The sequence below is a fragment of the Mycobacterium sp. 20KCMC460 genome (assembly GCF_022179425.1).
In the GTDB taxonomy this organism is placed as follows: Bacteria; Actinomycetota; Actinomycetes; order Mycobacteriales; family Mycobacteriaceae; genus Mycobacterium; species Mycobacterium kiyosense.
In genome coordinates, this window is sequence record NZ_AP025524.1 from 2,436,895 (window position 1) to 2,458,847 (window position 21,953).

21 protein-coding genes and 1 pseudogene are annotated in these 21,953 nt (G+C 68.4%); 17 read left to right on the forward strand and 5 right to left on the reverse strand.

Annotation, left to right across the window (positions count from 1 at the left end):
- The first annotated feature begins 114 nt into the window (after window positions 1–114).
- On the forward strand, window positions 115–2,703 hold the full coding sequence (locus MKCMC460_RS11430; protein ID WP_236976433.1) for a DNA translocase FtsK: 2,589 nt from the start codon (window positions 115–117) through the stop codon (window positions 2,701–2,703).
- A 12-nt stretch (window positions 2,704–2,715) separates the two neighbouring features.
- On the opposite strand, the gene MKCMC460_RS11435 is transcribed toward MKCMC460_RS11430, so the two are convergent.
- On the reverse strand, window positions 2,716–3,240 hold the full coding sequence (locus MKCMC460_RS11435; protein ID WP_236976431.1) for an amino-acid N-acetyltransferase: 525 nt from the start codon (window positions 3,238–3,240) through the stop codon (window positions 2,716–2,718).
- A 58-nt stretch (window positions 3,241–3,298) separates the two neighbouring features.
- Between MKCMC460_RS11435 and pgsA the strand changes: the two genes are divergently transcribed.
- From pgsA to MKCMC460_RS11455, 4 genes are all read left to right on the forward strand, one after another.
- Entirely contained in the window at window positions 3,299–3,895 is a 597-nt protein-coding gene (gene pgsA / locus MKCMC460_RS11440) for a CDP-diacylglycerol--glycerol-3-phosphate 3-phosphatidyltransferase (protein ID WP_238305733.1), read from the forward strand.
- Window positions 3,896–4,008: 113 nt separating this feature from the next.
- Window positions 4,009–4,338, forward strand: coding sequence for a transcriptional regulator ClgR (clgR, locus tag MKCMC460_RS11445; protein ID WP_236976429.1), 330 nt, complete (start codon window positions 4,009–4,011; stop codon window positions 4,336–4,338).
- A gap of 130 nt (window positions 4,339–4,468) precedes the next feature.
- Window positions 4,469–5,293 carry a phage shock protein PspA gene (gene pspA / locus MKCMC460_RS11450; protein WP_236976427.1) on the forward strand — a complete coding sequence of 275 codons (825 nt, stop codon included), beginning with the start codon at window positions 4,469–4,471 and terminating at the stop codon, window positions 5,291–5,293.
- Between the two features lie 14 nt (window positions 5,294–5,307).
- Window positions 5,308–6,123 (forward strand): hypothetical protein, encoded by an 816-nt coding sequence (locus MKCMC460_RS11455; protein WP_236976425.1) that lies wholly within the window; start codon window positions 5,308–5,310, stop codon window positions 6,121–6,123.
- Window positions 6,124–6,156: 33 nt separating this feature from the next.
- Here MKCMC460_RS11455 and MKCMC460_RS31530 read toward each other — a convergent pair.
- Together MKCMC460_RS31530 and MKCMC460_RS11465 are read right to left on the reverse strand one after the other, a co-directional pair.
- Window positions 6,157–6,819, reverse strand: a pseudogene (locus tag MKCMC460_RS31530) (PE family protein); the annotation flags it as partial.
- A 206-nt stretch (window positions 6,820–7,025) separates the two neighbouring features.
- Window positions 7,026–7,460 carry a limonene-1,2-epoxide hydrolase family protein gene (locus MKCMC460_RS11465; RefSeq protein ID WP_236976423.1) on the reverse strand — a complete coding sequence of 145 codons (435 nt, stop codon included), beginning with the start codon at window positions 7,458–7,460 and terminating at the stop codon, window positions 7,026–7,028.
- A 43-nt stretch (window positions 7,461–7,503) separates the two neighbouring features.
- Between MKCMC460_RS11465 and MKCMC460_RS11470 the strand changes: the two genes are divergently transcribed.
- The gene (locus MKCMC460_RS11470) at window positions 7,504–8,670 is read left to right on the forward strand and encodes a glycosyltransferase (protein WP_236976420.1); all 1,167 of its coding nucleotides are present in this window, start codon (window positions 7,504–7,506) and stop codon (window positions 8,668–8,670) included.
- Window positions 8,671–8,680: 10 nt separating this feature from the next.
- Window positions 8,681–8,887 carry a DUF3046 domain-containing protein gene (locus MKCMC460_RS11475; protein ID WP_236984248.1) on the forward strand — a complete coding sequence of 69 codons (207 nt, stop codon included), beginning with the start codon at window positions 8,681–8,683 and terminating at the stop codon, window positions 8,885–8,887.
- 158 nt (window positions 8,888–9,045) lie between these two features.
- On the opposite strand, the gene MKCMC460_RS11480 is transcribed toward MKCMC460_RS11475, so the two are convergent.
- On the reverse strand, window positions 9,046–9,693 hold the full coding sequence (locus MKCMC460_RS11480; RefSeq protein WP_236976418.1) for a (2Fe-2S)-binding protein: 648 nt from the start codon (window positions 9,691–9,693) through the stop codon (window positions 9,046–9,048).
- Between the two features lie 177 nt (window positions 9,694–9,870).
- Between MKCMC460_RS11480 and recA the strand changes: the two genes are divergently transcribed.
- The 4 genes from recA (at window position 9,871) to MKCMC460_RS11500 (ending at window position 13,685) form a co-directional block, all read left to right on the forward strand.
- Window positions 9,871–10,911 (forward strand): recombinase RecA, encoded by a 1,041-nt coding sequence (gene recA, locus MKCMC460_RS11485; protein WP_236976416.1) that lies wholly within the window; start codon window positions 9,871–9,873, stop codon window positions 10,909–10,911.
- A complete protein-coding gene (gene recX / locus MKCMC460_RS11490) occupies window positions 10,877–11,404 on the forward strand; it encodes a recombination regulator RecX (protein ID WP_236976414.1) in 528 nt (175 codons plus the stop codon). The genes recA and recX overlap by 35 nt, the downstream gene beginning before the upstream one ends.
- 72 nt (window positions 11,405–11,476) lie before the next feature.
- The gene (gene miaB, locus MKCMC460_RS11495; protein ID WP_370653111.1) at window positions 11,477–13,072 is read left to right on the forward strand and encodes a tRNA (N6-isopentenyl adenosine(37)-C2)-methylthiotransferase MiaB; all 1,596 of its coding nucleotides are present in this window, start codon (window positions 11,477–11,479) and stop codon (window positions 13,070–13,072) included.
- A gap of 4 nt (window positions 13,073–13,076) precedes the next feature.
- Window positions 13,077–13,685, forward strand: coding sequence for a hypothetical protein (locus MKCMC460_RS11500; RefSeq protein ID WP_236976413.1), 609 nt, complete (start codon window positions 13,077–13,079; stop codon window positions 13,683–13,685).
- Here MKCMC460_RS11500 and MKCMC460_RS11505 read toward each other — a convergent pair.
- Window positions 13,682–15,049 carry a DUF349 domain-containing protein gene (locus tag MKCMC460_RS11505; protein ID WP_236984244.1) on the reverse strand — a complete coding sequence of 456 codons (1,368 nt, stop codon included), beginning with the start codon at window positions 15,047–15,049 and terminating at the stop codon, window positions 13,682–13,684. The two genes, MKCMC460_RS11500 and MKCMC460_RS11505, sit on opposite strands and share 4 nt — an antisense overlap.
- A gap of 515 nt (window positions 15,050–15,564) precedes the next feature.
- Here MKCMC460_RS11505 and MKCMC460_RS11510 point away from each other — a divergent pair.
- The 6 genes from MKCMC460_RS11510 (at window position 15,565) to MKCMC460_RS11535 (ending at window position 21,780) form a co-directional block, all read left to right on the forward strand.
- Window positions 15,565–16,527, forward strand: coding sequence for a DMT family transporter (locus MKCMC460_RS11510; RefSeq protein ID WP_236976412.1), 963 nt, complete (start codon window positions 15,565–15,567; stop codon window positions 16,525–16,527).
- A 20-nt stretch (window positions 16,528–16,547) separates the two neighbouring features.
- Window positions 16,548–17,231 carry a hypothetical protein gene (locus tag MKCMC460_RS11515; RefSeq protein ID WP_238305735.1) on the forward strand — a complete coding sequence of 228 codons (684 nt, stop codon included), beginning with the start codon at window positions 16,548–16,550 and terminating at the stop codon, window positions 17,229–17,231.
- Complete coding sequence (gene miaA, locus MKCMC460_RS11520; RefSeq protein WP_236976411.1) at window positions 17,228–18,148, forward strand: tRNA (adenosine(37)-N6)-dimethylallyltransferase MiaA; 921 nt, start codon at window positions 17,228–17,230, stop codon at window positions 18,146–18,148. The genes MKCMC460_RS11515 and miaA overlap by 4 nt, the downstream gene beginning before the upstream one ends.
- 17 nt (window positions 18,149–18,165) lie before the next feature.
- Window positions 18,166–19,035, forward strand: a complete 870-nt coding sequence (gene dapF / locus MKCMC460_RS11525) for a diaminopimelate epimerase (protein ID WP_236976410.1) — start codon at window positions 18,166–18,168, stop codon at window positions 19,033–19,035.
- Window positions 19,036–19,082: 47 nt separating this feature from the next.
- The gene (gene hflX, locus MKCMC460_RS11530) at window positions 19,083–20,507 is read left to right on the forward strand and encodes a GTPase HflX (RefSeq protein WP_238305737.1); all 1,425 of its coding nucleotides are present in this window, start codon (window positions 19,083–19,085) and stop codon (window positions 20,505–20,507) included.
- A gap of 112 nt (window positions 20,508–20,619) precedes the next feature.
- On the forward strand, window positions 20,620–21,780 hold the full coding sequence (locus MKCMC460_RS11535; RefSeq protein WP_238305738.1) for an acyl-CoA dehydrogenase family protein: 1,161 nt from the start codon (window positions 20,620–20,622) through the stop codon (window positions 21,778–21,780).
- Window positions 21,781–21,953 lie beyond the last annotated feature (173 nt).

A 21,953-nucleotide genomic window follows, 5' to 3' on the forward strand; every position in this document is an offset into this window, starting at 1 on the left:
GGTTGTCACCCTACTCACACCGGTCAGGTCACGAGGCGGGCACATCGCGGCGACGCGGTCGTTACCAGTGTGGCGGATGGTGCAGATGTTGTTTTTGCGACTAGGCTTGCGATCATGGCAAGTAAGACCGTCGCTGGCTCCGGAACCCGAACGAGCAGGTCAAAGGGTTCTCCGCGGACCGGAGCCCGAGGTGGGCGAGCCGCAGCAGCTGGCACATCGCAGGCCAAGCGTGCAGCCCGGCCGGCCAAACGCCCGACCCGGGCCGCCAAGCGTCCCGCCCGCCCAGCCAAGCGCCGCAATCAGTCGCTCCTGGTGCTGGCGGGAATCGCCGGGGGCCGGGCGGCCCGCGCCACCTGGATGATGGCCGCCCGAGGCACCGGCACCGCCGCACGGTCGATCGGCCAGGCTCGCAACATCGAACCCGGCCACCGACGCGACGGCATCGCGCTGGTGCTGCTCGGTCTGGCCGTCATCGTCGCCGCCAGCTCGTGGTTCGGCGCCGCCCGGCCGGTCGGCGCGTGGGTGGACGCCGGATTGCGCACCTTCATCGGTTCGGCGGTCGTGCTGCTGCCGCTACTGGCCGCCGCCGCGGCGATCGTGCTGATGCGCACCGAACCCAACCCCGACGCGCGGCCGCGGCTGATCCTGGGATCCAGCCTGATCGCCCTGTCTTTCCTCGGGCTGCGCCACCTGTGGTCGGGATCGCCCGAGGATCCCGAAATGCGCCGGCGGGCGGCCGGCTTCATCGGCTTCGCCATCGGTGGTCCGCTCTCGGACGGGCTGACGCCGTGGATCGCGGCCCCGCTGCTGTTCATCGGCGCGTTGTTCGGGCTGCTGCTGCTGACGGGCATCACCATCCGCGAAGTGCCCGACGCCCTGCGCAGCATGTTCGGCACCCGGATGTTCCAGCGCGACTACGACGACTACGACGACTTTGCCGCAGACGACTTCGCCGGCGACGACGCGGACACCGTCGAAGTGACGCCGGCCGAGGACTTCTCCGACGGCTACTACGACCAGTCCCTCGACGACGTCCCCAAGGCGTGGCCGTCGGCGCAAGCCCCGCAGACCCCGGGTCCCGAAGTCCAGGAGCCCGAAGACTCAGTCGATTCCGAGGCTCCGACGGAGCCCGTCCTCGGGCGGTCGCGGCGGCGCGGCGGCAAAGCCGAAAAGCGGGGCGATCAAGCGCTCGACCGCGTCGTCGAGGGCCCCTACACGCTGCCGTCGCTGGATCTGCTGGTGGCCGGGGATCCGCCGAAGAAGCGCAGCGCCGCCAATACGCACATGGCCAGCGCCATCGGCGAGGTGCTCACCCAGTTCAAGGTCGACGCCGCCGTCACCGGATGCACCCGCGGTCCCACGGTCACCCGCTACGAGGTCGAACTCGGACCCGGCGTCAAGGTGGAGAAGATCACCGCGCTGCAAAAGAACATCGCCTACGCGGTGGCCACCGAGAGCGTGCGCATGCTGGCCCCCATCCCGGGCAAGTCCGCGGTCGGCATCGAGGTCCCCAACACCGACCGCGAAATGGTGCGGCTCGCCGACGTACTCACCGCGCCGTCCACCCGCCGCGACCACCACCCGCTGGTGATCGGGCTGGGCAAAGACATCGAAGGCGACTTCATCTCGGCCAACCTGGCCAAGATGCCGCACCTGCTGGTCGCCGGCTCCACCGGATCCGGCAAATCCAGCTTCGTCAACTCCATGCTGGTGTCGCTGCTGACCCGGGCCACCCCCGAAGAGGTCAGGATGATCCTGATCGACCCCAAAATGGTGGAACTCACGCCCTATGAAGGCATTCCGCACCTGATCACGCCGATCATCACCCAGCCCAAGAAGGCCGCCGCCGCGCTGGCGTGGCTGGTCGAGGAGATGGAGCAGCGCTACCAGGACATGCAGGCCTCCCGGGTGCGGCACATCGACGACTTCAACGCCAAGGTGCGCTCCGGGGACATCACCACGCCGCTGGGCAGCCAGCGTGAATACCGCCCGTACCCCTATGTGCTGGCCATTGTCGACGAGCTGGCCGACCTGATGATGACCGCACCGCGCGACGTCGAGGACGCGATCGTGCGGATCACGCAGAAGGCCCGCGCCGCCGGCATCCACCTGGTGCTGGCCACCCAGCGGCCCTCGGTGGACGTCGTCACCGGGCTGATCAAGACCAACGTGCCGTCCCGGCTGGCGTTCGCCACGTCGTCGCTCACCGACAGCCGGGTGATCCTGGACCAGGCCGGCGCGGAAAAGCTGATCGGGATGGGCGACGGCCTGTTCCTGCCGATGGGGGCGAGCAAGCCGATCCGGCTGCAGGGCGCCTACATCACCGACGAGGAGATCCAGGCCGTCGTCGCCGCCTGCAAGGACCAGGCCGAGCCGGAATACACCGACGGCGTGACCGCCGCGAAACCGACCGGGGAACGCGCCGACGTCGACCCCGACATCGGCGACGACATGGATGTCTTCCTGCAGGCGGTGGAGTTGGTGGTGTCCAGCCAGTTCGGCTCGACCTCGATGCTGCAGCGCAAGTTGCGGGTGGGCTTCGCCAAGGCGGGCCGGCTGATGGACCTGATGGAGACCCGCGGCATCGTCGGGCCTTCGGAGGGCTCCAAAGCGCGCGAGGTGCTGGTCAAGCCCGACGAGTTGGCCGGGACGCTGGCGCTGATCCGCGGCGGGGCGAACGCCGACGGCGGCGACGCCGAGTAGCTGCTCGCATGGCTACAGGACCAGCAGCATCCGGGAATTACCCAGCGTGTTGGGTTTGACGTAACTCAGATCCAGGAATTCGGCCACGCCGATGTCGTAGGAGCGGCACATCTCCTCGAACACCTCGGCGGTGACCGGGGTGCCCTCGATCTCGGTGAAACCGTGCCTGGCGAAGAACTCGGTCTCGAAGGTCAACACGAACAGTCGCTGCAGCTCCAGCTCCCGGGCTACCTCGAGCAGCCTGTTGACGATCGCGTGGCCGATGCCGTGGCCGGTCATCGCCGGATCGACCGCGACGGTCCGGATCTCGCCCAAGTCCGCCCAAAACACGTGCAGTGCCCCGCAACCGACGACCTTGCCCTCGATTTCCGGGTGCTCGGCGACCCAGAACTCCTGGACGGACTCGTAAAGCGTGACGAGATTCTTTTCCAGCAGGATTCGGCCCGAATAGGTGTCGACGAGATGCTTGATGGCGGGAACGTCGGAAGTCCGCGCCCGCCGGACCACCGGCTGGTTGTCCCGTCGACTTTGGGTCACGTGCAAACAGTATCGACGTCAGCCACCACATGAGCTGGTCAGCCGTTATTCTGTTGCCGTGTCGGGGCAGCCGCAGACAGGTCAGATCGAAGGCCGTGCCCGCATCGCGAATCTCGCCAACATCCTGACTCTGACCCGGCTGCTGCTCGTCCCGATCTTCCTCTATGCCCTGTTCTACGGCGACGGCCACCACACCTACGCGCGGATCGTGGCGTGGGCGATCTTCGCCGTCGCCTGCATCACCGACCGGTTCGACGGACTGCTGGCCCGCAACTACGGCATGGCGACCGAGTTCGGCGCATTCGTCGACCCGATCGCCGACAAGATTCTGATCGGGTCGGCGCTGATCAGCCTGTCGATGCTGGGTGAGTTGCCGTGGTGGGTGACGGTGGTCATCATGGCCCGGGAGGTGGCCATCACCGCGTTGCGGCTGGCCGTCATCCGGCGCGGCGTTATCCCGGCCAGCTGGGGCGGCAAACTGAAGACGGTCGTCCAAGCGGTGGCGATCGGGTTGTTCGTACTGCCGCTCGCGGGTCTGCTGCACACCGCCGCGCAGGTGGTGATGGGGCTGGCGATCGTGCTGACGCTGGTCACCGGCATCGACTACGTGGCGTCGACGGTGCGAGAAATCCGCCACACCAAGCGGTCCGGTTAGATTTCTGTCGTTTTCCTGGGAACCAACGCGGCCCCGGTTGGCGTTGTCCTAAAGTCCCATGCTTTTTAGGGGCACGATCGTGACTGGATTCTGACCGGATGGAGGAGAGCGCGATGACGTCACTGGTGCGCGAGGTCATTGGCGACGTGCTGCGGGGGGCCCGGACATCTCAGGGCCGGACGCTGCGCGAGGTGTCCGATTCGGCGCGGGTAAGCCTCGGGTATCTGTCGGAAGTCGAGCGCGGTCGCAAGGAACCCTCCAGCGAGCTGCTCAACTCGATCTGCGACGCGCTGCAAGTCCCGTTGTCGCAGGTGCTCATCGACGCCGGCGAGCGGATGGCCGGTGAGGAGCGCAGCAGCGCACGCCTCGACGCCGGGGCCGCCACCATCGATGTCAGCACCAAAGTCGTCATTCCGCCGGTGGTCGCGCTGGCCGTCGCCTGATTGCCGGCCGAACACCTCGTCATTTTGGTCCCACCATGGGTGGGTAGATGCGGGTTGACCCACTAAATTGAGCGTCAGGGGTAGCGTTGCGGCCCAACCAGCACATAAGAAGCGAAGGCGGAGCTCACTGATGGCCAATCCGTTCGTCAAGGCGTGGAAATACCTGATGGCGCTGTTCAACTCGAAGATCGACGAGCACGCCGACCCCAAAGTGCAGATCCAGCAGGCCATCGAGGAAGCCCAGCGCACCCACCAGGCGCTAACCCAGCAGGCCGCGCAGGTCATCGGCAATCAGCGTCAGCTTGAGATGCGGCTCAACCGGCAGCTGGCCGACATCGAGAAGTTGCAGGTCAACGTGCGTCAGGCGCTGACGCTGGCCGACCAGGCCACTGCCGCCGGAGATGCCGCCAAGGCCACCGAGTACAACAACGCCGCAGAGGCCTTCGCCGCGCAGCTGGTCACCGCCGAGCAGTCCGTCGAAGACCTCAAAACCCTGCACGACCAGGCTTTGCAAGCCGCGGGCCAGGCCAAGAAGGCGGTTGAACGCAACGCGATGGTGCTGCAGCAGAAGATCGCCGAGCGCACCAAGCTGCTCAGCCAGCTCGAGCAGGCCAAGATGCAGGAGCAGGTCAGCGCGTCGCTGCGGTCAATGAGCGAGCTCGCCGCGCCGGGCAACACCCCCAGCCTCGACGAGGTGCGCGACAAGATTGAACGCCGATACGCCAACGCGATCGGATCCGCCGAACTCGCCCAGAACTCCGTGCAGGGCCGCATGCTCGAAGTCGAACAGGCCGGCGTCCAGATGGCCGGGCACTCGCGGCTCGAGCAGATCCGCGCCTCGATGCGCGGCGACGCACTGCCGGCCGGGGGGACGCCTGCACCCGGCGTGAACACCACCACGCCCGCCACCGGGGCCGCCGGACCTGTTCCTGAGCAGCCCTACGGTCAGCAATAGGCGTGACGTCCGAGATGTCTGCGAAGTCGAATCCACATCCGCGGTGGCGGGCGCTGCTGCAGCGCGGATTCGATACCGTTGCCGACTTGACCGGCCTGGTCGCCCAGAAGATCAACGCGGTCGCCGATCCGCGCGCCCGGATGCTGCGCCGCCGCCGCCGCGCGCTGCGCTGGGCCTGGATCTTCACCTTCGGGTGCCTGTTCTGGGCGGCGGTGACGGCGGGACTGGCAGCCTGGGGCTGGTTCGCGCTGCTGCTGCAGATCACCGGAGCGATCGCGGTCTTGATGGTGATTCCCGCGACCCTGCTGTTCTTCCGCTACCACTGGTTGAAGGCCGAGCCGCTGCCATCGCCGCGGCTGAGCAACATCCGGCGGCTGCCGGCGCCGGGGTCGGCCGCTCGGCCGGCGATGTACGCGCTGGGGGCCTCCGAACGCGGGTTCTATTCGCTGCTAGGCGTGATCGAACGCGGCGCCCTGCTACCGGCCGACGAGATCGCCGAGTTGACTGCCGCGGCCAACCGGACGTCAGCGGCGATGGCCGCCACCGCGACGCAGGTGGTGTCGATGGAACGGGCCGCGCACAACTCCGACCCGTCGCGGGAGTACCTGGTGCCGACCATCAACGCCTACACCGCTCAGCTGGGCGCGGGCGTTCGTCAGTACAACGAAATGGTCACTGCGGCAGCGCAATTGGTGTCGGCGGCAAACGGGGAGGGCGCGGGCGGCGCGATTCAACAGCGCTACCGCGACGAGCTGGTCGACGTGACCGATCGGTTGATGAGCTGGGCGCAGGCGTTCGACGAGCTCGGTGGGTTGCCGAGGGCAATGTAGGCCTGACCGCGCTGCAGCGGAGGCGAACTACCGCCCGTTCTGACCGCTGGAGCCGAGTAGTAGCCCGCCGGCGCCACCGGGACCGACTGCGCCGCGCGTCCCGCTAGCGGCGGCAGTCCCGCCGTTGCCGCCGTTGCCGATCAGCCAGGCGTCGCCGCCGCTGCCGCCATCACCGCCCTTGCGGGGCGCACCAGCCAGCGTTTGACCGCCGTTCCCGCCGTTGCCGGCATCGCCGATCAGCCCGGCCTTGCCGCCGTTTCCGCCGTTTCCGCCGTCGCCGCCGATGCCGCTTCCGCCGGTGCCGCCGGCCCCGCCGCTACCGTAGACCGGTCCGGCATTTCCGCCGGTCCCCCCAGGCCCGCAGTACTGACCCAAGCCGCCGGCGCCGCCTGCGCCGCCGGAGCCGATCAGCGCGCCGGTGCCGCCGGCGCCGCCCTGGCCGCCGGTGCCGGCAGCCATGATCTGCACGAATTGTTCATGGAACGCCGACGCCTGCGCGCTGAGGGCCTGGTACGCCTGGCCGTGGGTTCCGAACAACGATGCGATGGCGGCCGACACCTCATCGGCGCCTGCGGCCAGGACCGCGACGGTGGGGGCTGACGCGGCGGCACCCGCCGCATCCACCGACGCGCCGATGCTGGCCAAGTCCGCTGCAGCTGCCGTTATTAACTCTGGCGTCACGACTACAAATGACATTTTGGGCCTCCCCAATTTGCCATGGCCTATCGGTCATGCGCATTACGAGGCTCCGAGCCTGCCCTCGAACCTCGTCAGCGTCATCGTAAGTCGATCGCGGCGCGGTGATTTTTAGGTTTTTCACCGAACAACGTCAAATTTCGCTCAGAAATTTGCCATTTGCCACGTGCCGCGGCATGTGCCGTTTGCTGTGGACGTGGCTTGCCCTAAAGCGTCGGGCGCAGCGACGGGATCACCATGCCGGCCACGCCACGCAGCGTCGCCTTGAGCATGTCGAAGACGTCGAAGTAGTCCCGCCAGAGCGTGATCCGCCCGTCGCGCACCTCGAACACCCCGCACACCCAGAACTGGATTCGCAGCGGCCCGAAGACCAGCACGTCGGTGCGTTCGGTGAGCACCGCGTCGCCGTCGGCGGCCACCCGGTGGAACTTCACCTCGAAACCCATCCGGCCCTGCATCTTGCGGAACAGCTTCACCACGCGGCGACCACCGCGGATCGTCGAAAACCCGACGTTCTCGTAGACGAGGTTGTCGTCAAGGGCGGCGTCCAGGGTCTCGAAATCCTGATCCTGCAGCGCATACAAGAATCCCTCGACCGTGCGGATGTTGTCGTTGGTGGTGGTCTGAGTCAGCTCGGTCATGGTTGCCAGCGTAGGCGAGTGCGGTTGTGGCAGGGTAGGGCCGATGCGCGTCGCCGTGGTAGCCGGGCCCGATCCCGGGCACTCGTTTCCCGCGATCGCGCTGTGCCGGCGCTTATCCGCGGCCGGAGACACGCCCACGCTGTTCACCGGGGTCGAGTGGCTGGAGGCCGCCCGCGCGGTCGGGGTCGACGCCGTCGAACTGGACGGTCTGGTGGCCGTCGACGAGGACGTCGATGCCGGCGCCAGGATTCACCGGCGAGCGGCGCGGATGGCGGAGCTCGTCGCGCCGACGCTGCGCGAGCTGGCTCCCGACCTGGTGGTCTCCGACGTCATCACCGCCGGCGGTGGCATGGCCGCCGAACTGCTGGGCATCCCGTGGGTCGAGCTGAGCCCGCATCCGCTGTACCTCCCGTCGAAGGGGTTGCCGCCGATCGGCAGCGGTCTGGCGCCTGGGACCGGGGTGCGGGGACGGCTGCGCGACACCGTGATGCGAGCGCTGACGACACGCTCGGTGCGTGCGGGTCAGCGCCAGCGTGCCGCCGTGCGGGTGGACATCGGTTTACCGGCCGACGATCCGGGGCCGCTGCGGCGGCTGATCGCCACGCTGCCGGCGTTGGAGGTGCCTCGCCCGGATTGGCCGGACGAGGCCGTCGTGGTGGGACCGCTGCATTTCGAGCCGACCGAACAGGTGCTGGAGATTCCGCCCGGCTCCGGGCCGGTAGTGATGGTAGCCCCTTCCACCGCGGCGACGGGCACCATCGGGCTGGCGGAGCTCGCCCTGGAAAGCCTGATACCGGGCGACACTTTGCCCGAGGGTTCGCGGCTGGTGGTGTCGCGGCTCGGTGGTGCGGACCTGGCGCCGCCGCCCTGGGCTGTGGTGGGGTTGGGCCGGCAGGACGAGCTGTTGACCCACGCCGATGTGGTGATCGGGGGCGGCGGTCACGGCCTGGTGGCCAAGGCCTTGCTCGCCGGGGTGCCGCTGGTGGTGGTACCCGGCGGTGGCGATCAGTGGGAGATGGCGAACCGGGTGGTGCGGCAGGGCAGCGGGCGGCTGATTCGCCCACTGACCGCCGAGGCGCTGGTATCAGCGGTCGGCGACGTGCTGGGGTCGCCCGGGTATCGCGAGGCCGCCCGGCGGGCCGCCGACAGCATTGCGCAGGTGGCCGACCCGGTGCGGGTGTGCCACGAAGCGCTTGCTTTGGCCGGGTGACCGGCTGGGTATCTTGGCTGGCGTGCGGCTGACGGAGTTCAACGAGCGGGTGGTGCTGCGCTTTGGCGCCGCCTACGGCGCATCGGTGCTGGTCGACCACGTTTTGACCGGGTTCGGCGGGCGCACGGCCGCGCAGGCGATCGAGGACGGCGTCGAGCCGCGTGAGGTGTGGCGGGCGCTGTGCGCGGACTTCGACGTCCCGCGCGACCAGTGGTGATGTTGCTCCCTTTTCGCCGAACGTCACGCTGGCGCACACTTCGACGCCGAACGTCACGCTGGCGCCCAACTCCCTGCCTTTCCGCCGAACGTCACGCTGGCGCAGACTTCGACGCCGAACGTCACGCTGGCGTGACTCTCGGCGGGGAACTCAAGCCGTCAAAGCCCGCAGTCGCCGCATTTGCCACCGCCAGGCACGCGGTAGTAGAGACAGCAGCTGTTGCGCCGGAAGCCCAGATCGGGGCCGACGAGTTCGCCGGTTCCGGCCAGTTCGCCGATATCCAGCAGGGCGGCAGTGGTGCGGGTGATCGGCCCCCGGAGATCGGGCCGCGCCGCGAGCAGCATTCGCGCGGTTCCGGTGAGCGCCGAGGCGATGTTGCCGGAGCGCAGGCCAGGTGCCAGATTGACCCGCAGGCCGGCGGCAAACCGCTCCATGTGGTCCTGCACGACGACGCAATACAAGAGTTCGGGATCGGGTGGAACGGTTTCGCCGACGGGTTCGGGCAGCCGCAGTTGGGCGCTGTCGTCGGCGCGCTGCAGGTCGGTCAGGTCGGGCAGCACGCCGTGGGCCAGCACACAGGCCAACACGAGTGACCACAGCCGAGCGGCGTGGGCCAGGTGCACCAGCGAAGCGCCGATTCGCGGCTCGGAGCTGGCCAGGCGCGTGTTGGTGACATCGATCAGATCGGTGAAGCCGTCGGTGTAGGACGTGGTGACGGGATGCCAGCCCGTGGGGTCGCCGCCCACTTTCACGGCGAAAAATCCTCCATAGGTGGAGATCTCGGCGAGTTCGGCGGCGATGTCCATGGGTTTCCGGGTGCCTTTCCGGCGAAATCGCCCTATGCGGCGTGTCGAAAGTGGAGTCGAACAGGTGTTCGGCTAGTGTGTTGGCATTCGGAGATCTCGACTTGTCGGTGGCCCTCTCTAGTGTCACAGCCAACCGACCAATACCGGTCACCGAACACCGACTACAGGAGAGGCACCATGGCACAAGCCCCTGACCGCGAGAAGGCTCTCGAACTGGCGATGGCCCAGATCGAGAAGAGTTACGGCAAAGGCTCGGTGATGCGCCTCGGCGACGAGGTGCGTCAGCCGATTTCAGTCATCCCGACGGGGTCCATCGCGCTGGACGTCGCGCTGGGCATCGGCGGCCTGCCCCGTGGCCGGGTCATCGAGATCTACGGCCCGGAGTCCTCGGGTAAGACCACCGTGGCACTGCACGCGGTGGCCAACGCCCAGGCAGCCGGCGGCGTCGCGGCGTTTATCGACGCCGAGCATGCGCTGGACCCGGATTACGCCAAGAAGCTCGGCGTCGACACCGATTCGCTGTTGGTCAGCCAGCCGGACACGGGGGAGCAGGCACTTGAGATCGCCGACATGCTGATCCGTTCGGGTGCGCTGGACATCCTGGTCATCGACTCGGTGGCGGCACTGGTGCCGCGCGCGGAGCTCGAAGGCGAGATGGGTGACAGCCACGTCGGGCTGCAGGCCCGGCTGATGAGTCAGGCGCTGCGGAAAATGACTGGTGCGCTTAACAATTCGGGCACCACGGCGATCTTCATCAACCAGCTGCGCGAAAAAATCGGAGTCATGTTCGGGAGTCCTGAGACGACCACCGGCGGCAAGGCGCTGAAGTTCTACGCGTCGGTGCGTATGGACGTGCGGCGGATCGAGACGCTCAAGGACGGCACCAACGCGGTCGGCAACCGCACCCGCGTCAAGATCGTCAAGAACAAGGTGTCACCGCCGTTCAAACAGGCCGAGTTCGACATCCTCTACGGCAGGGGTATCAGCAGGGAAGGTTCGCTGATCGACATGGGAGTGGATCAGGGCTTCATCCGCAAAGCCGGGGCCTGGTTCACCTACGAGGGCGAACAGCTCGGCCAGGGCAAGGAGAACGCCCGCAACTTCCTGATGGAGAACAGCGAAGTGGCCAACGAGATCGAGAAGAAGATCAAGGAAAAGCTCGGCATTGGTGCAGTGGTGACCGATGACAGCGTCCTGCCCGCCCCCGTCGACTTCTGAGTCGTCTCGCCGCGAAGAGCAGGCGCGGGCATTGTGCCTGCGCCTGCTCACCGCGCGAGCACGTACCAGGGCCGAATTGGCCGGCCAACTGGCCAAGAAGGGCTATCCCGACGAGGTCAGCCACCGGGTACTCGACCGGCTGGCCGCCGTCGGGCTGGTTGACGATGCGGACTTCGCCGAGCAGTGGGTGCGGTCGCGGCGGGCGAACGCGGGTAAGAGCAAACGCGCGTTGGCTGCTGAGCTGCGTACCAAGGGCGTGGACAACGAGGTGATCACCGGGGTGCTCGGCGGGATCGATGCCGGTGCCGAGCGGGCGCAAGCCGAGCAGCTGATACGGACTCGGCTGCGCCGGGAGGTGCTGGGTGGCGACGACGACATCAAGGTGACTCGCCGGCTGGTCGGGCTGCTGGCCCGCCGCGGGTACAGCCAGACCGTCGCGTGCGAGGTGGTGCTGGCCGAGTTGGCCGCCGAACGGGAGCGTCGGCGGGTCTAGCCGACCCGGCTGCGGGGGCTGCCGTGAGCTGCGGGTTCCTCCGGTCAGCGGCGGTCCCCGTACCATTACCCCGTGACTTCGACGGTGGTACCAGGCGTTGCGGGCGCGGCGAGTGACGCCGTTTCCGCAGCGTCGGCGCGGACCTACCAGGTGCGTACCTACGGCTGCCAGATGAACGTCCACGACTCCGAGCGACTGGCGGGCCTGCTCGAGGCGGCCGGCTACCAGCGCGCGGCCGACGAGGCCGAGGCCGACATCGTCGTGTTCAACACCTGCGCCGTCCGGGAGAACGCCGACAACAAGCTCTACGGCAACCTCAGTCACCTGGCGCCACGCAAGCGCAGCAACCCCGACATGCAGATCGCCGTCGGCGGGTGCCTGGCGCAGAAGGACCGCGACGTTGTGCTGCACAAGGCGCCGTGGGTCGACGTCGTCTTCGGCACTCACAACATCGGCTCGCTGCCCACCCTGCTGGAACGCGCCCGGCACAACAACGCGGCACAGGTGGAGATCGCCGAGGCCCTGCAGGAGTTTCCGTCTTCGCTGCCGAGTGCTCGCGAATCGGCTTATGCCGCTTGGGTTTCCATCTCCGTGGGCTGCAATAACAGCTGCACGTTCTGCATCGTCCCGTCGTTGCGGGGCAAAGAGGTCGATCGCAGTCCCGCCGACATTCTGGCCGAGGTGCGCTCACTGGTGGACGACGGCGTCCTGGAAATCACCCTGCTGGGTCAGAACGTCAACGCCTACGGCGTCTCTTTCGCCGACCCCGCGATACCCCGCGACCGCGGCGCCTTCGCCGAACTGCTCAAGGCCTGCGGCGACATCGACGGCCTGGAGCGGGTCCGGTTCACGTCACCGCACCCCGCCGAGTTCACCGACGACGTGATCGAGGCGATGGCGCAGACACCGAATGTCTGCCCGGCGCTGCACATGCCGCTGCAGTCCGGATCGGATCGGATCCTGCGCGCGATGCGCCGTTCCTACCGCGCCGAGCGTTACCTCGGCATCATCGAACGGGTCCGGGCGGCGATGCCGCATGCCGCCATCACCACCGACCTGATCGTCGGATTTCCCGGCGAGACCGAGGAGGACTTCCAGGCCACCCTCGACGTCGTGGCCCGGGCTCGATTCGCGGCGGCATTCACCTTCCAGTACTCGCAGCGCCCCGGCACCCCCGCCGCTGAACTCCCGGATCAGCTACCGAAAGCCGTTGTGCAGGAACGCTATCTGCGTCTCGTCGACCTGCAGGAGCGGATCTCCCTCGAGCACAACCGCGCCCTGGTCGGCCAAACCGTCGAACTTCTGGTCGCCACCGGGGAGGGACGCAAGGACGCCAGCACGGCACGCATGACGGGCCGGGCGCGCGACGGCAGGCTGGTCCACTTCGCCACCAGCGACCGGACCCAGGCGGTCGACTCGACCGGGCGCGTGTCGGGAACCGACCAGGTGCGCCCCGGTGACATCGTTACCGTGCGAGTTACCGACGCCGCACCGCACCACCTTATTGCCGATGCCGGCGTCCTGAGCCATCGCCGCACCCGCGCCGGAGACGCGCACGCCGCGGGCCGCAAACCGAGCAGCGGGGTCGGCCTCGGCATGCCCGCGGTCGGGTTGCCGCTCGCCCCGGCCCAACCGGCCGGATGCGGTCAACCCGGCTTCGGTCGATGAGCAGATGAACGGAGACACAGACGTGGCGGATTTCGACGCCTACCGGTCCGAGATCGAGGACGCCGAGCGGCGTGTGGCACGTGAAATCGATCCTGGTGCAAGGGCTTTGGTCGTGGCGATCTTGGTGTTCGTATTGGTGAGCTCGTTCGTCCTGCCGCACACCGGAAGCGTCCGCGGCTGGGATTTGCTGTTCAACACCCACGGCGCCGCCCAGGCGGTGGTCGCGCTGCCGTTGCGGGTTTTCGAGTGGCTGGCGCTGGTGTTCGGGATCGGCTTCTCCACGCTGGCGTTGCTGACCCGGCGCTGGGCGGTGGCGTGGGTGGCACTGGCGGGCTCGGCGCTGGCCAGCGGCGCCGGCATGCTGGCCGTCTGGTCGCGCCAGACTGTGCCGCTCGGCCACCCCGGCCCGGGCATCGGCCTGTTCGTCTCCTGGATCACCGTGATCCTGCTGACCTTCCACTGGGCCCGCGTGGTGTGGCAGCGCACCATCGTGCAACTGGCCGCCGAGCAGGAACGGCGCCGCGTCGTCAGCGAGCTGGAGTCCAACACCGTCCTGGGCCGTCCGCCCGCGGAGCCGACCGACCCCGAAAGCCCCGAGCCCGACGAACGCTAGGACCTGCGGGTCAGCGCCTTGGCCGCGGCGTCGGCCCACTGCTGCCACTGCTCGGCGTTGGCCCTGGCCTGATCGGCTTCTTTGGTCTTGCCCGCCGCCTCGGCCTTGGCCGCCTGCTGTTCGTACTGCTCGGCGCGGGCCCGGAACTGCTCGGCGCGGGCCTGCGCCTGCGGGTCCGCCCAGTCCGACTCGCCTGCGTCACGCACCTTCTTCTCGATCGCCCGCAGCCGCCGCTCCAGATCGGCGGACCGCTCCCGCGGCACCTTGCCGATCGCATCCCATTTGTCGGCGATCGCGCGCAGCGCGGCGCGCGCGGCGTCGTGATTGCTGGTGTCGATCTTCTCCGCTTCGGCCAGCAGGGCCTCTTTGGCGGCGGCATTGGCCCGCTGCTCGGCGTCCTTTTCCGCGGTGACGGCGTTGCGGGCCTTGAAGAACGTGTCTTGAGCGGCCTTGAACCGGCGCCACAGCGCGTCGTCGACGTCCTTGCTGGCGCGTCCCGCCGCCTTCCACTCGGTCAGCAGCTTGCGGAACTCGGCGCTGGTGGCCGCCCAGTCCGTCGAGTCGGACAGCGCTTCGGCGCGCTCACAGAGCCGCTCCTTGGCCGCACGGATGCCCGAGCGCTCCCGGTCCAGTTCGGCGAAGTGGGAACCGCGCCGCCGGTTGAAGGTCTCCCGCGCGGTGGAGTAGCGCTTCCACAACGCGTCGTCGACCTTGCGGTCCAGCCCGCTGATCGTCTTCCACTCATCGAGGATGGCCCGCAGCCGGTCGCCGGCGACTTTCCAGTGCGTCGAGTTGGTGGCCAGCTCCTCCGCCTCGGCGGCCAGCGCCTCCTTGCGGGCGGTCTGGGCGATCCGATGCTCTTCGCGCCTGGACCGGTGCGCCGTGACGTACACGTCGATGCGCGCCTGGATATCGTCCAGCCGGCGGGCGATCGCGTCCACGTCGCCGAGCACCGCAGCCGTGGGCAACGTCTCGGCCAGTGCGGCGGCGTGGGCGCTGATCTTGCGGGGATCCCCGGTGCCGGACACCAGCCGCTCTTCCATCAGCGAGACTTCGGTGCTCAGGTCGTCGAAACGCCGCCCGAAATGGGAAAACGCGGCTTCGGGGTCACCGGCTTGCCAGGAGCCGACAACACGCTCGCCGGACGCGGTGATCAGCCATACGGTGCCGTCGTCGTCGACCCGCCCGAACTTGTGCGGATCGCTGGGCGGGTGCTTGGACACGTGGTGGGTGACCGTGGGTCGGGTACCCGGCGCCGGACCGGGCCGGGGCCCGGGACCTGGGCGCGGGCCGGGTACCGGCCTGGCGGATGTTTCACTGATCGACCCTGCTGAGTCGTTGCCGCTGGGCTGGTCACCCGTCATTGCGCTCGTCACCTATCCTTCTCCGTCACGCGGTCGAGATCCCGCGCAGCTGCCGCGCGAAGCGGCACCCAAGACGACCGGCAGCTCTGGTGCTCTGCCGACCGGTTCCCCACCAGTATTCAAGCAGTTTGGCAGGCGGTACGCGGCCACCTTTGGGCACCGATGCTTTTTCCCGCCGTGACAGGGTGCGTAACGAATCGGTTCCCGTTGGATTGCACCCGGCGGGGACTGCTCGCGGCCGGGTACCGTAACGAGGGGACGTCGGCGGGCGCGGAGCATTCTCACAGCCGCCACATAACCGGCTCTGGGCGGAGCTGAAGTTTCGCTGGCAAGGCTCTGGGGCGAGGTAACCGTCGGGAGGTTTCCAAGGGCGCGAAACGGATTGGCGACCGGCCGCAGCACTGTTCAGTGTCTCTGCAGAGCCATACAGTATTGGTTGAACTGCCAGCGAATATCAGGTGTCCGTAGACCTGACGGGGGGACGCTGGCGGCGAAGTTGGGAATGAGGGTCACCCATGTCAATGGTTGCGATCGCCGGGATCATCGCCCTGTTCGCGGCGCTGGCCTCGGCGACGGGCGACGTGATCCGCCAGCGCTCGGCGCACGAGATCACCGACGAGCAGGTCGGCCATCTCAAGCTGTTCGGCATGTCCCTGCGTGACGCGCGCTGGTGGACGGGCGGTCTGTGCGCCATCCTCAACTACAGCCTGCAGGCGGTGGCGCTGATCTGGGCGTCGGTGATGCTGGTGACGGCGCTGCAGGTGACGGCCCTGCTGTTCGCTCTGCCGATCTACTCGCGCCTGACCCACCACCGCATCACCCGGTCGGAGTGGATCTGGGCGAGTGTGCTGGCCGCGTCTCTGGCGGTGGTCATCTCAGTCGGTGACCCGACGGCCGGACATGACCGGGCACCGCTGTCGACGTGGCTGATCGTGGCCGTGGTGATGGGTCCGCTGTTGGTGTCCTGTGTGATCGCGGCAAAGGTGTGGTCGGGCCGCCCGCAGGCAGCGGTGCTGCTGGCCTTCGTCGCGGGTTCCTCGCTGGCCTTGTTCGCCGTGCTGACCAAAGGCGTCGTCGACGTGCTGCACACGCGGGGTTTCTTGGCCGCGATCAGCGCGCCGGAATTCATCCCGTGGCTGGTGATGATGCTGTGCGGGATGATTTTCCAGCAGTCGGCGTTCCGCGCCGGCGTGCTGACGGCATCGCTGCCGACGATGACGGTGGCCAAGCCGGTGGTGGCCACGGTGCTGGGTATCACGGTCCTGGGGGAGACGCTGCGGGCCGACGGCTTCGAGTGGGTCGGCCTGGGTGCGGCCGTCGCCATGGTGATCGCCGCGACGGTGGCGCTGGCTCGCGGCGAGGCCGCCACGATCGAGGCCGAGGCCGAAGCCGAAGCTGAAGCCCCCACCGCCCCGGCCCGACCCGCCGCTCCCGTCATCGCGGCCGAGGAGCCGGCGTGGGGGCCGACGACTGGGTGACGTCCAGCTAGTTTGGTGGCGTGCTGAGCGCGATCGCGATCGTCCCTTCCGCGCCGGTGCTGGTCCCGGACCTGGCTGGGGCGGCCGCCGCCGAGACGAGTGAGCTGCGGACGGCGGTACTGGCCGCGGCCGCGGTGTTGCCGGCCCGGTGGATCGCCGTGGGCATTGCGGGCACCGACGCCACCCTGGGCCCGGAGTGCGCCGGAACCTTCGCGGGATTCGGCGTCGACGTACCCGTGGCTCTCGCGCCGGGAAGCCGCCAGCCGACCGACCTGCCGTTGTGCGCGCTGCTGGCTGGGTGGGTCCGCGGCCGGGCCCGACCTGACGGCAGCGTGCAGGTCCGGGCGTATGCCGCCGACCGGGACCCCGCCGGCGCGCTCGCGTGCGGGCGCCGGTTGCGTATTGAGATCGACGGCGAATCCGAGCCGATCGGTGTGCTGGTCGTCGCCGACGGCGTGAACACCCTGACCCCGAGCGCGCCCGGCGGCTACGACCCCAGCGGCGCCCCTCCGCAGCTGGTCCTCGACGATGCGCTCGCCGCCGGTGACATCGGCGCCCTGGCCCGGCTGCCGGACCGGGTCCTGGGTCGGGTCGCCTTCCAGGTGCTGGCCGGTCTGGCCGAACCCGGACCGCGGTCGGCCAAGGAGCTCTACCGGGGGGCGCCCTACGGGGTGGGCTACTTCGCCGGTGTCTGGCAACCATGAGACCGCTGGCGATCATCGGCCCGACCGGCACCGGCAAATCGCAACTTGCGCTCGACGTCGTGGACCGGTTGGGCGGCGCGGCGGAGATCGTCAACGCCGACGCGATGCAGCTCTACCGCGGCATGGACATCGGGACCGCCAAGTTGCCGGTCGCCCAGCGCCGCGGCATCCCGCACCACCAGCTCGACGTCCTCGACGTCACCGAAACCGCCACCGTTGCCCGCTATCAGCAGGCGGCCGTCGCCGACATCGAGGCGATCCGGGCCCGGGCGGCCGTCCCGGTCGTGGTCGGCGGGTCGATGCTCTACATCCAATCCCTGCTGGACGACTGGTCCTTCCCGGCGACCGATCCGGCCGTACGCGCCCGCTGGGAACAACGGCTGGCCGAGATCGGGGTGGCCCGGCTGCACGACGAACTGGCCCGCCGGGATCCCGTCGCGGCCGCGGCGATTCTGCCCACCGACGGCCGGCGCACGGTGCGGGCGCTGGAGGTAATCGAGCTCACCGGGCAGCCGTTCGCCGCGTCCGCGCCGCGCATCGGTGTCCCCCGGTGGAACACCGCGATCGTTGGGTTGGATTGTGACACAACGATTCTCGACGAACGCCTGGCGCGGCGCACCGAGCTGATGTTCACCGAAGGGTTGGTCGACGAGGTGCGGACGCTACTCGGTCGCGGCCTGCGCGACGGCGTCACCGCCGCCCGCGCGCTGGGTTACGCGCAAGTCATCGAGGCACTGGACGCCGGCGGAACCGCCGAACTACTCGACGACGCGCAGCAGCAGACCTTTTTCGGCACCAGGCGCTATGTGCGACGGCAACGATCGTGGTTTCGCCGCGACCACCGCGTGCATTGGATCGATGCGACCGCGGCCGACGCGGTCGATCAAACGCTGCGGGCCTGGCAACGCTCAGGCTGAGTTCGTAGGCTGATCCGGTGTTCTTCGCCAAGGGTCACGGCACCCAGAACGACTTCGTGCTGCTGCCCGACGTCGATTGCCGGGTGGGGTTGCCCGCCGCCAAGGTCGCCGCGTTGTGCGACCGGCGCCGCGGCCTGGGCGCCGACGGTGTGCTGCGGGTCACCACCGCCGGGGCCGCGCAGGCCGCCGGCGTGCTCGATCGGCTGCCCGATGGCGTGTGCCCCGGCGACTGGTACATGGATTACCGCAACGCCGACGGCTCGACCGCGCAGATGTGCGGCAACGGCGTGCGGGTGTTCGCCCACTACCTGCGTGCCAGCGGGCTGGAGACGCGCGACGAGTTCGTGGTCGGCTCCCTGGCCGGACCCCGGCCGGTGACCCTGCACCACGTCGACCAGACCAACGCCGACGTCACCGTCGACATGGGCAAGGCGAATGTGCTCGGCCGCGGCGAAGCTACGGTCGGCGGCAGGCGATTCGCCGGAGTGGCGGTCGACGTGGGCAACCCGCACCTGGCGTGCGTCGATCCGCAACTGACCGCCACCGCGCTGGCCGCCCTGGACGTCGCGGCGCCGGTCACCTTCGATACCGCGCAATTCCCCGAAGGTGTCAACGTCGAGGTTCTCACCGCCCCCGCCGACGGCATGGTCACCATGCGCGTCCACGAACGTGGTGTCGGCGAGACCCGGTCGTGCGGCACCGGAACGGTCGCGGCCGCCGTCGCGGCGCTGGCATCCGAGGGTGCGCAGACCGGAACCCTGACCGTGCGCGTTCCCGGCGGCGACGTCGTCGTCACCGTCACCGAGGCCACCAGCTTCCTGCGCGGGCCGTCGGTGCTGGTGGCCCGCGGCGAGCTCGACGACGCCTGGTGGGACTCACCGGCCTGATATTCAGGTGCATCGCCGCCCGCGACGTGCCACCATCGAAAGCGCTTATGAATTATCCAGATTCGCCCGAAACGGGCATTCCAGAACCCAGCCTCGGTGAGCTCGCGCTCGAAGATCGATCCGCGCTGCGCCGCGTCGCCGGGCTGTCGACCGAACTCACCGACGTCTCCGAAGTCGAATACCGGCAGCTGCGCCTGGAGCGGGTGGTGCTGGTCGGCGTGTGGACCGAGGGGACCTCAGCCGACAACCAGGCCAGTATGGAGGAGCTGGCGGCGCTGGCCGAAACCGCTGGCTCCGAGGTCCTCGAAGGCCTCATTCAGCGCCGCGACCGCCCCGACCCGTCCACCTATATCGGCTCCGGCAAGGCCCAGGAGCTGCGCGAAGTGGTGATCGCCACCGGCGCCGACACGGTGATCTGCGACGGCGAGCTGTCCCCGGCCCAGCTGACGGCGCTGGAGAAGGCCGTCAAGGTCAAGGTCATCGACCGCACCGCGTTGATCCTGGACATCTTCGCCCAGCACGCCACCAGCCGGGAGGGCAAGGCACAGGTAGCGCTGGCGCAGATGGAATACATGCTGCCGCGCCTGCGCGGCTGGGGTGAGTCGATGTCGCGGCAGGCCGGCGGTCGCGCCGGTGGCAGCGGTGGTGGGGTGGGCCTGCGCGGCCCGGGTGAAACCAAGATCGAGACCGATCGGCGCCGCATCCGCGAGCGGATGTCCAAGCTGCGCCGCGACATCAAGGCGATGAAGCAGGTGCGCGACACCCAGCGCAGTCGCCGGCTGCACGCCGACATGGCGTCGATCGCCATCGTCGGGTACACCAACGCCGGCAAGTCGAGCCTGCTCAACGCGCTGACCGGGGCGGGAGTGCTGGTCCAGGACGCGCTGTTCGCCACGCTGGAGCCCACGACGCGGCGCGCCGAGTTCGAGGACGGCCGGCCGTACGTGCTCACCGACACCGTCGGGTTCGTGCGGCACTTGCCCACCCAGTTGGTCGAGGCGTTTCGGTCCACTCTGGAGGAGGTGGTGGACGCGGACCTGCTGGTGCACGTCGTCGACGGCTCCGACGTCAACCCGCTGGCCCAGATCAGCGCGGTTCGGCAGGTGATCTCCGAGGTCATCGCCGACCACGACACCGCGGCGCCACCGGAGTTGGTGGTGGTGAACAAGGTGGACGCGGCAAGCGGCCTGATGCTGGCCAAGTTGCGTCACGAACTGCCCGGCGCCGTCTTCGTCTCCGCGCGCACCGGGGAGGGGATCGACGCGCTGCGTGTTCGGATGGCCGAACTCGTGGGTCCGACCGACGCCGCGGTGGACGTGGTGATCCCCTACGAGCGCGGTGACCTGGTCGCCCGGCTGCATGCCGAGGGTCGGGTGCAGCAGGCGGAGCATCAGGCGGACGGCACGCGGATCAAGGCCCGGGTGCCGGCGGCTCTGGCCGCCACCCTGCACGATTTCGGTCGGGGGGCCTGACCGCTGCGATCAGCCGTCGGGGCGTCCGGCCACGCCTGCCGCCGACCAACCGCCCGGTTGGTATATGTTGGTGGCAGGTCTGCCAAATTTTCGCTACCCGGAGGTCGCACGCATGAGCGGTGCCGTCAAATACCAGCGCACGCTTTTCGAACCCGAGCACGACTTGTTCCGCGAGTCCTACCGGGCCTTTCTGGACCGCCATGTCGCGCCTCATCACGAGGAATGGGAGAAAGCCAAGATCGTCGACCGCGGCGTATGGCTGGAGGCCGGCAAACAGGGCTTCCTCGGGATGGCCGTCCCGGAGGAGTACGGCGGCGGCGGCAATCCGGATTTTCGCTACAACACCATCGTCACCGAGGAGACCACCGCCGGACGCTACAGCGGCATCGGGTTCGGTCTGCACAACGACGTCGTGGCGCCCTACCTGCTGAAGTTGACCAACGAAGAGCAGAAGCAGCGCTGGCTGCCCAAGTTCTGCACCGGCGAACTGATCACCGCGATCGCGATGACCGAGCCGGGTACCGGCAGTGACCTGCAGGGCATCAAGACCAGGGCGGTCAAGCAGGGCGACCACTACGTCCTGAACGGTTCGAAGACGTTCATCACCAACGGCATCAACTCCGACCTGGTCATCGTGGTCGCCCAGACCGACCCCGAGAAGGGTGCGCAGGGCTTCAGCCTGCTGGTGGTCGAGCGCGGCATGGAGGGTTTCGAGCGGGGCCGCCACCTGGACAAGATCGGTTTGGACGCCCAGGACACCGCGGAGCTGTCGTTCACCGATGTGCACGTGCCCGTCGAGAACCTGCTCGGCGAGGAGGGCCTCGGCTTCATCTACCTGATGCAGAACCTGCCCCAGGAGCGGATCAACATCGCGGTGATGGCGGCCACCGCCATGGAAACCGTGCTCGAACAGACGCTGCAGTACACCAAGGAACGCAAGGCGTTCGGCAAGCCGATCGGCAGTTTCCAGAACAGCCGGTTCCTGCTGGCCGAGTTGGCCACCGAGGCGACCGTGGTGCGCATCATGGTCGACCAGTTCCTGGCGCTGCACCTGGAAGGCAAGCTGACGGCCGAGCAGGCCGCGATGGCTAAGTGGTACTCGACCGAGAAGCAGGTCCAGCTGATCGACCGGTGCCTACAGCTGCACGGCGGGTACGGCTACATGCGCGAATACCCGGTCGCCCGGGCGTATCTCGATGCTCGGGTGCAGACGATCTACGGCGGCACCACCGAGATCATGAAAGAGATCATCGGCCGCGGCCTAGGCGTCTGACCTCCGCCCAGGCATCGGCAAAGTCCCCTCGCCACCCCAGCTCGCCCGGGAGTTCCGCACGCCGCGTGTTCGCGACACGAGCGCGGCACGGCATCATTTCGACATCGGCTCGGTATCCGTTTCCGTAATATCTACAATTTGACTTCGCATTTCTCGTTCGCAAGAGCAAAGTA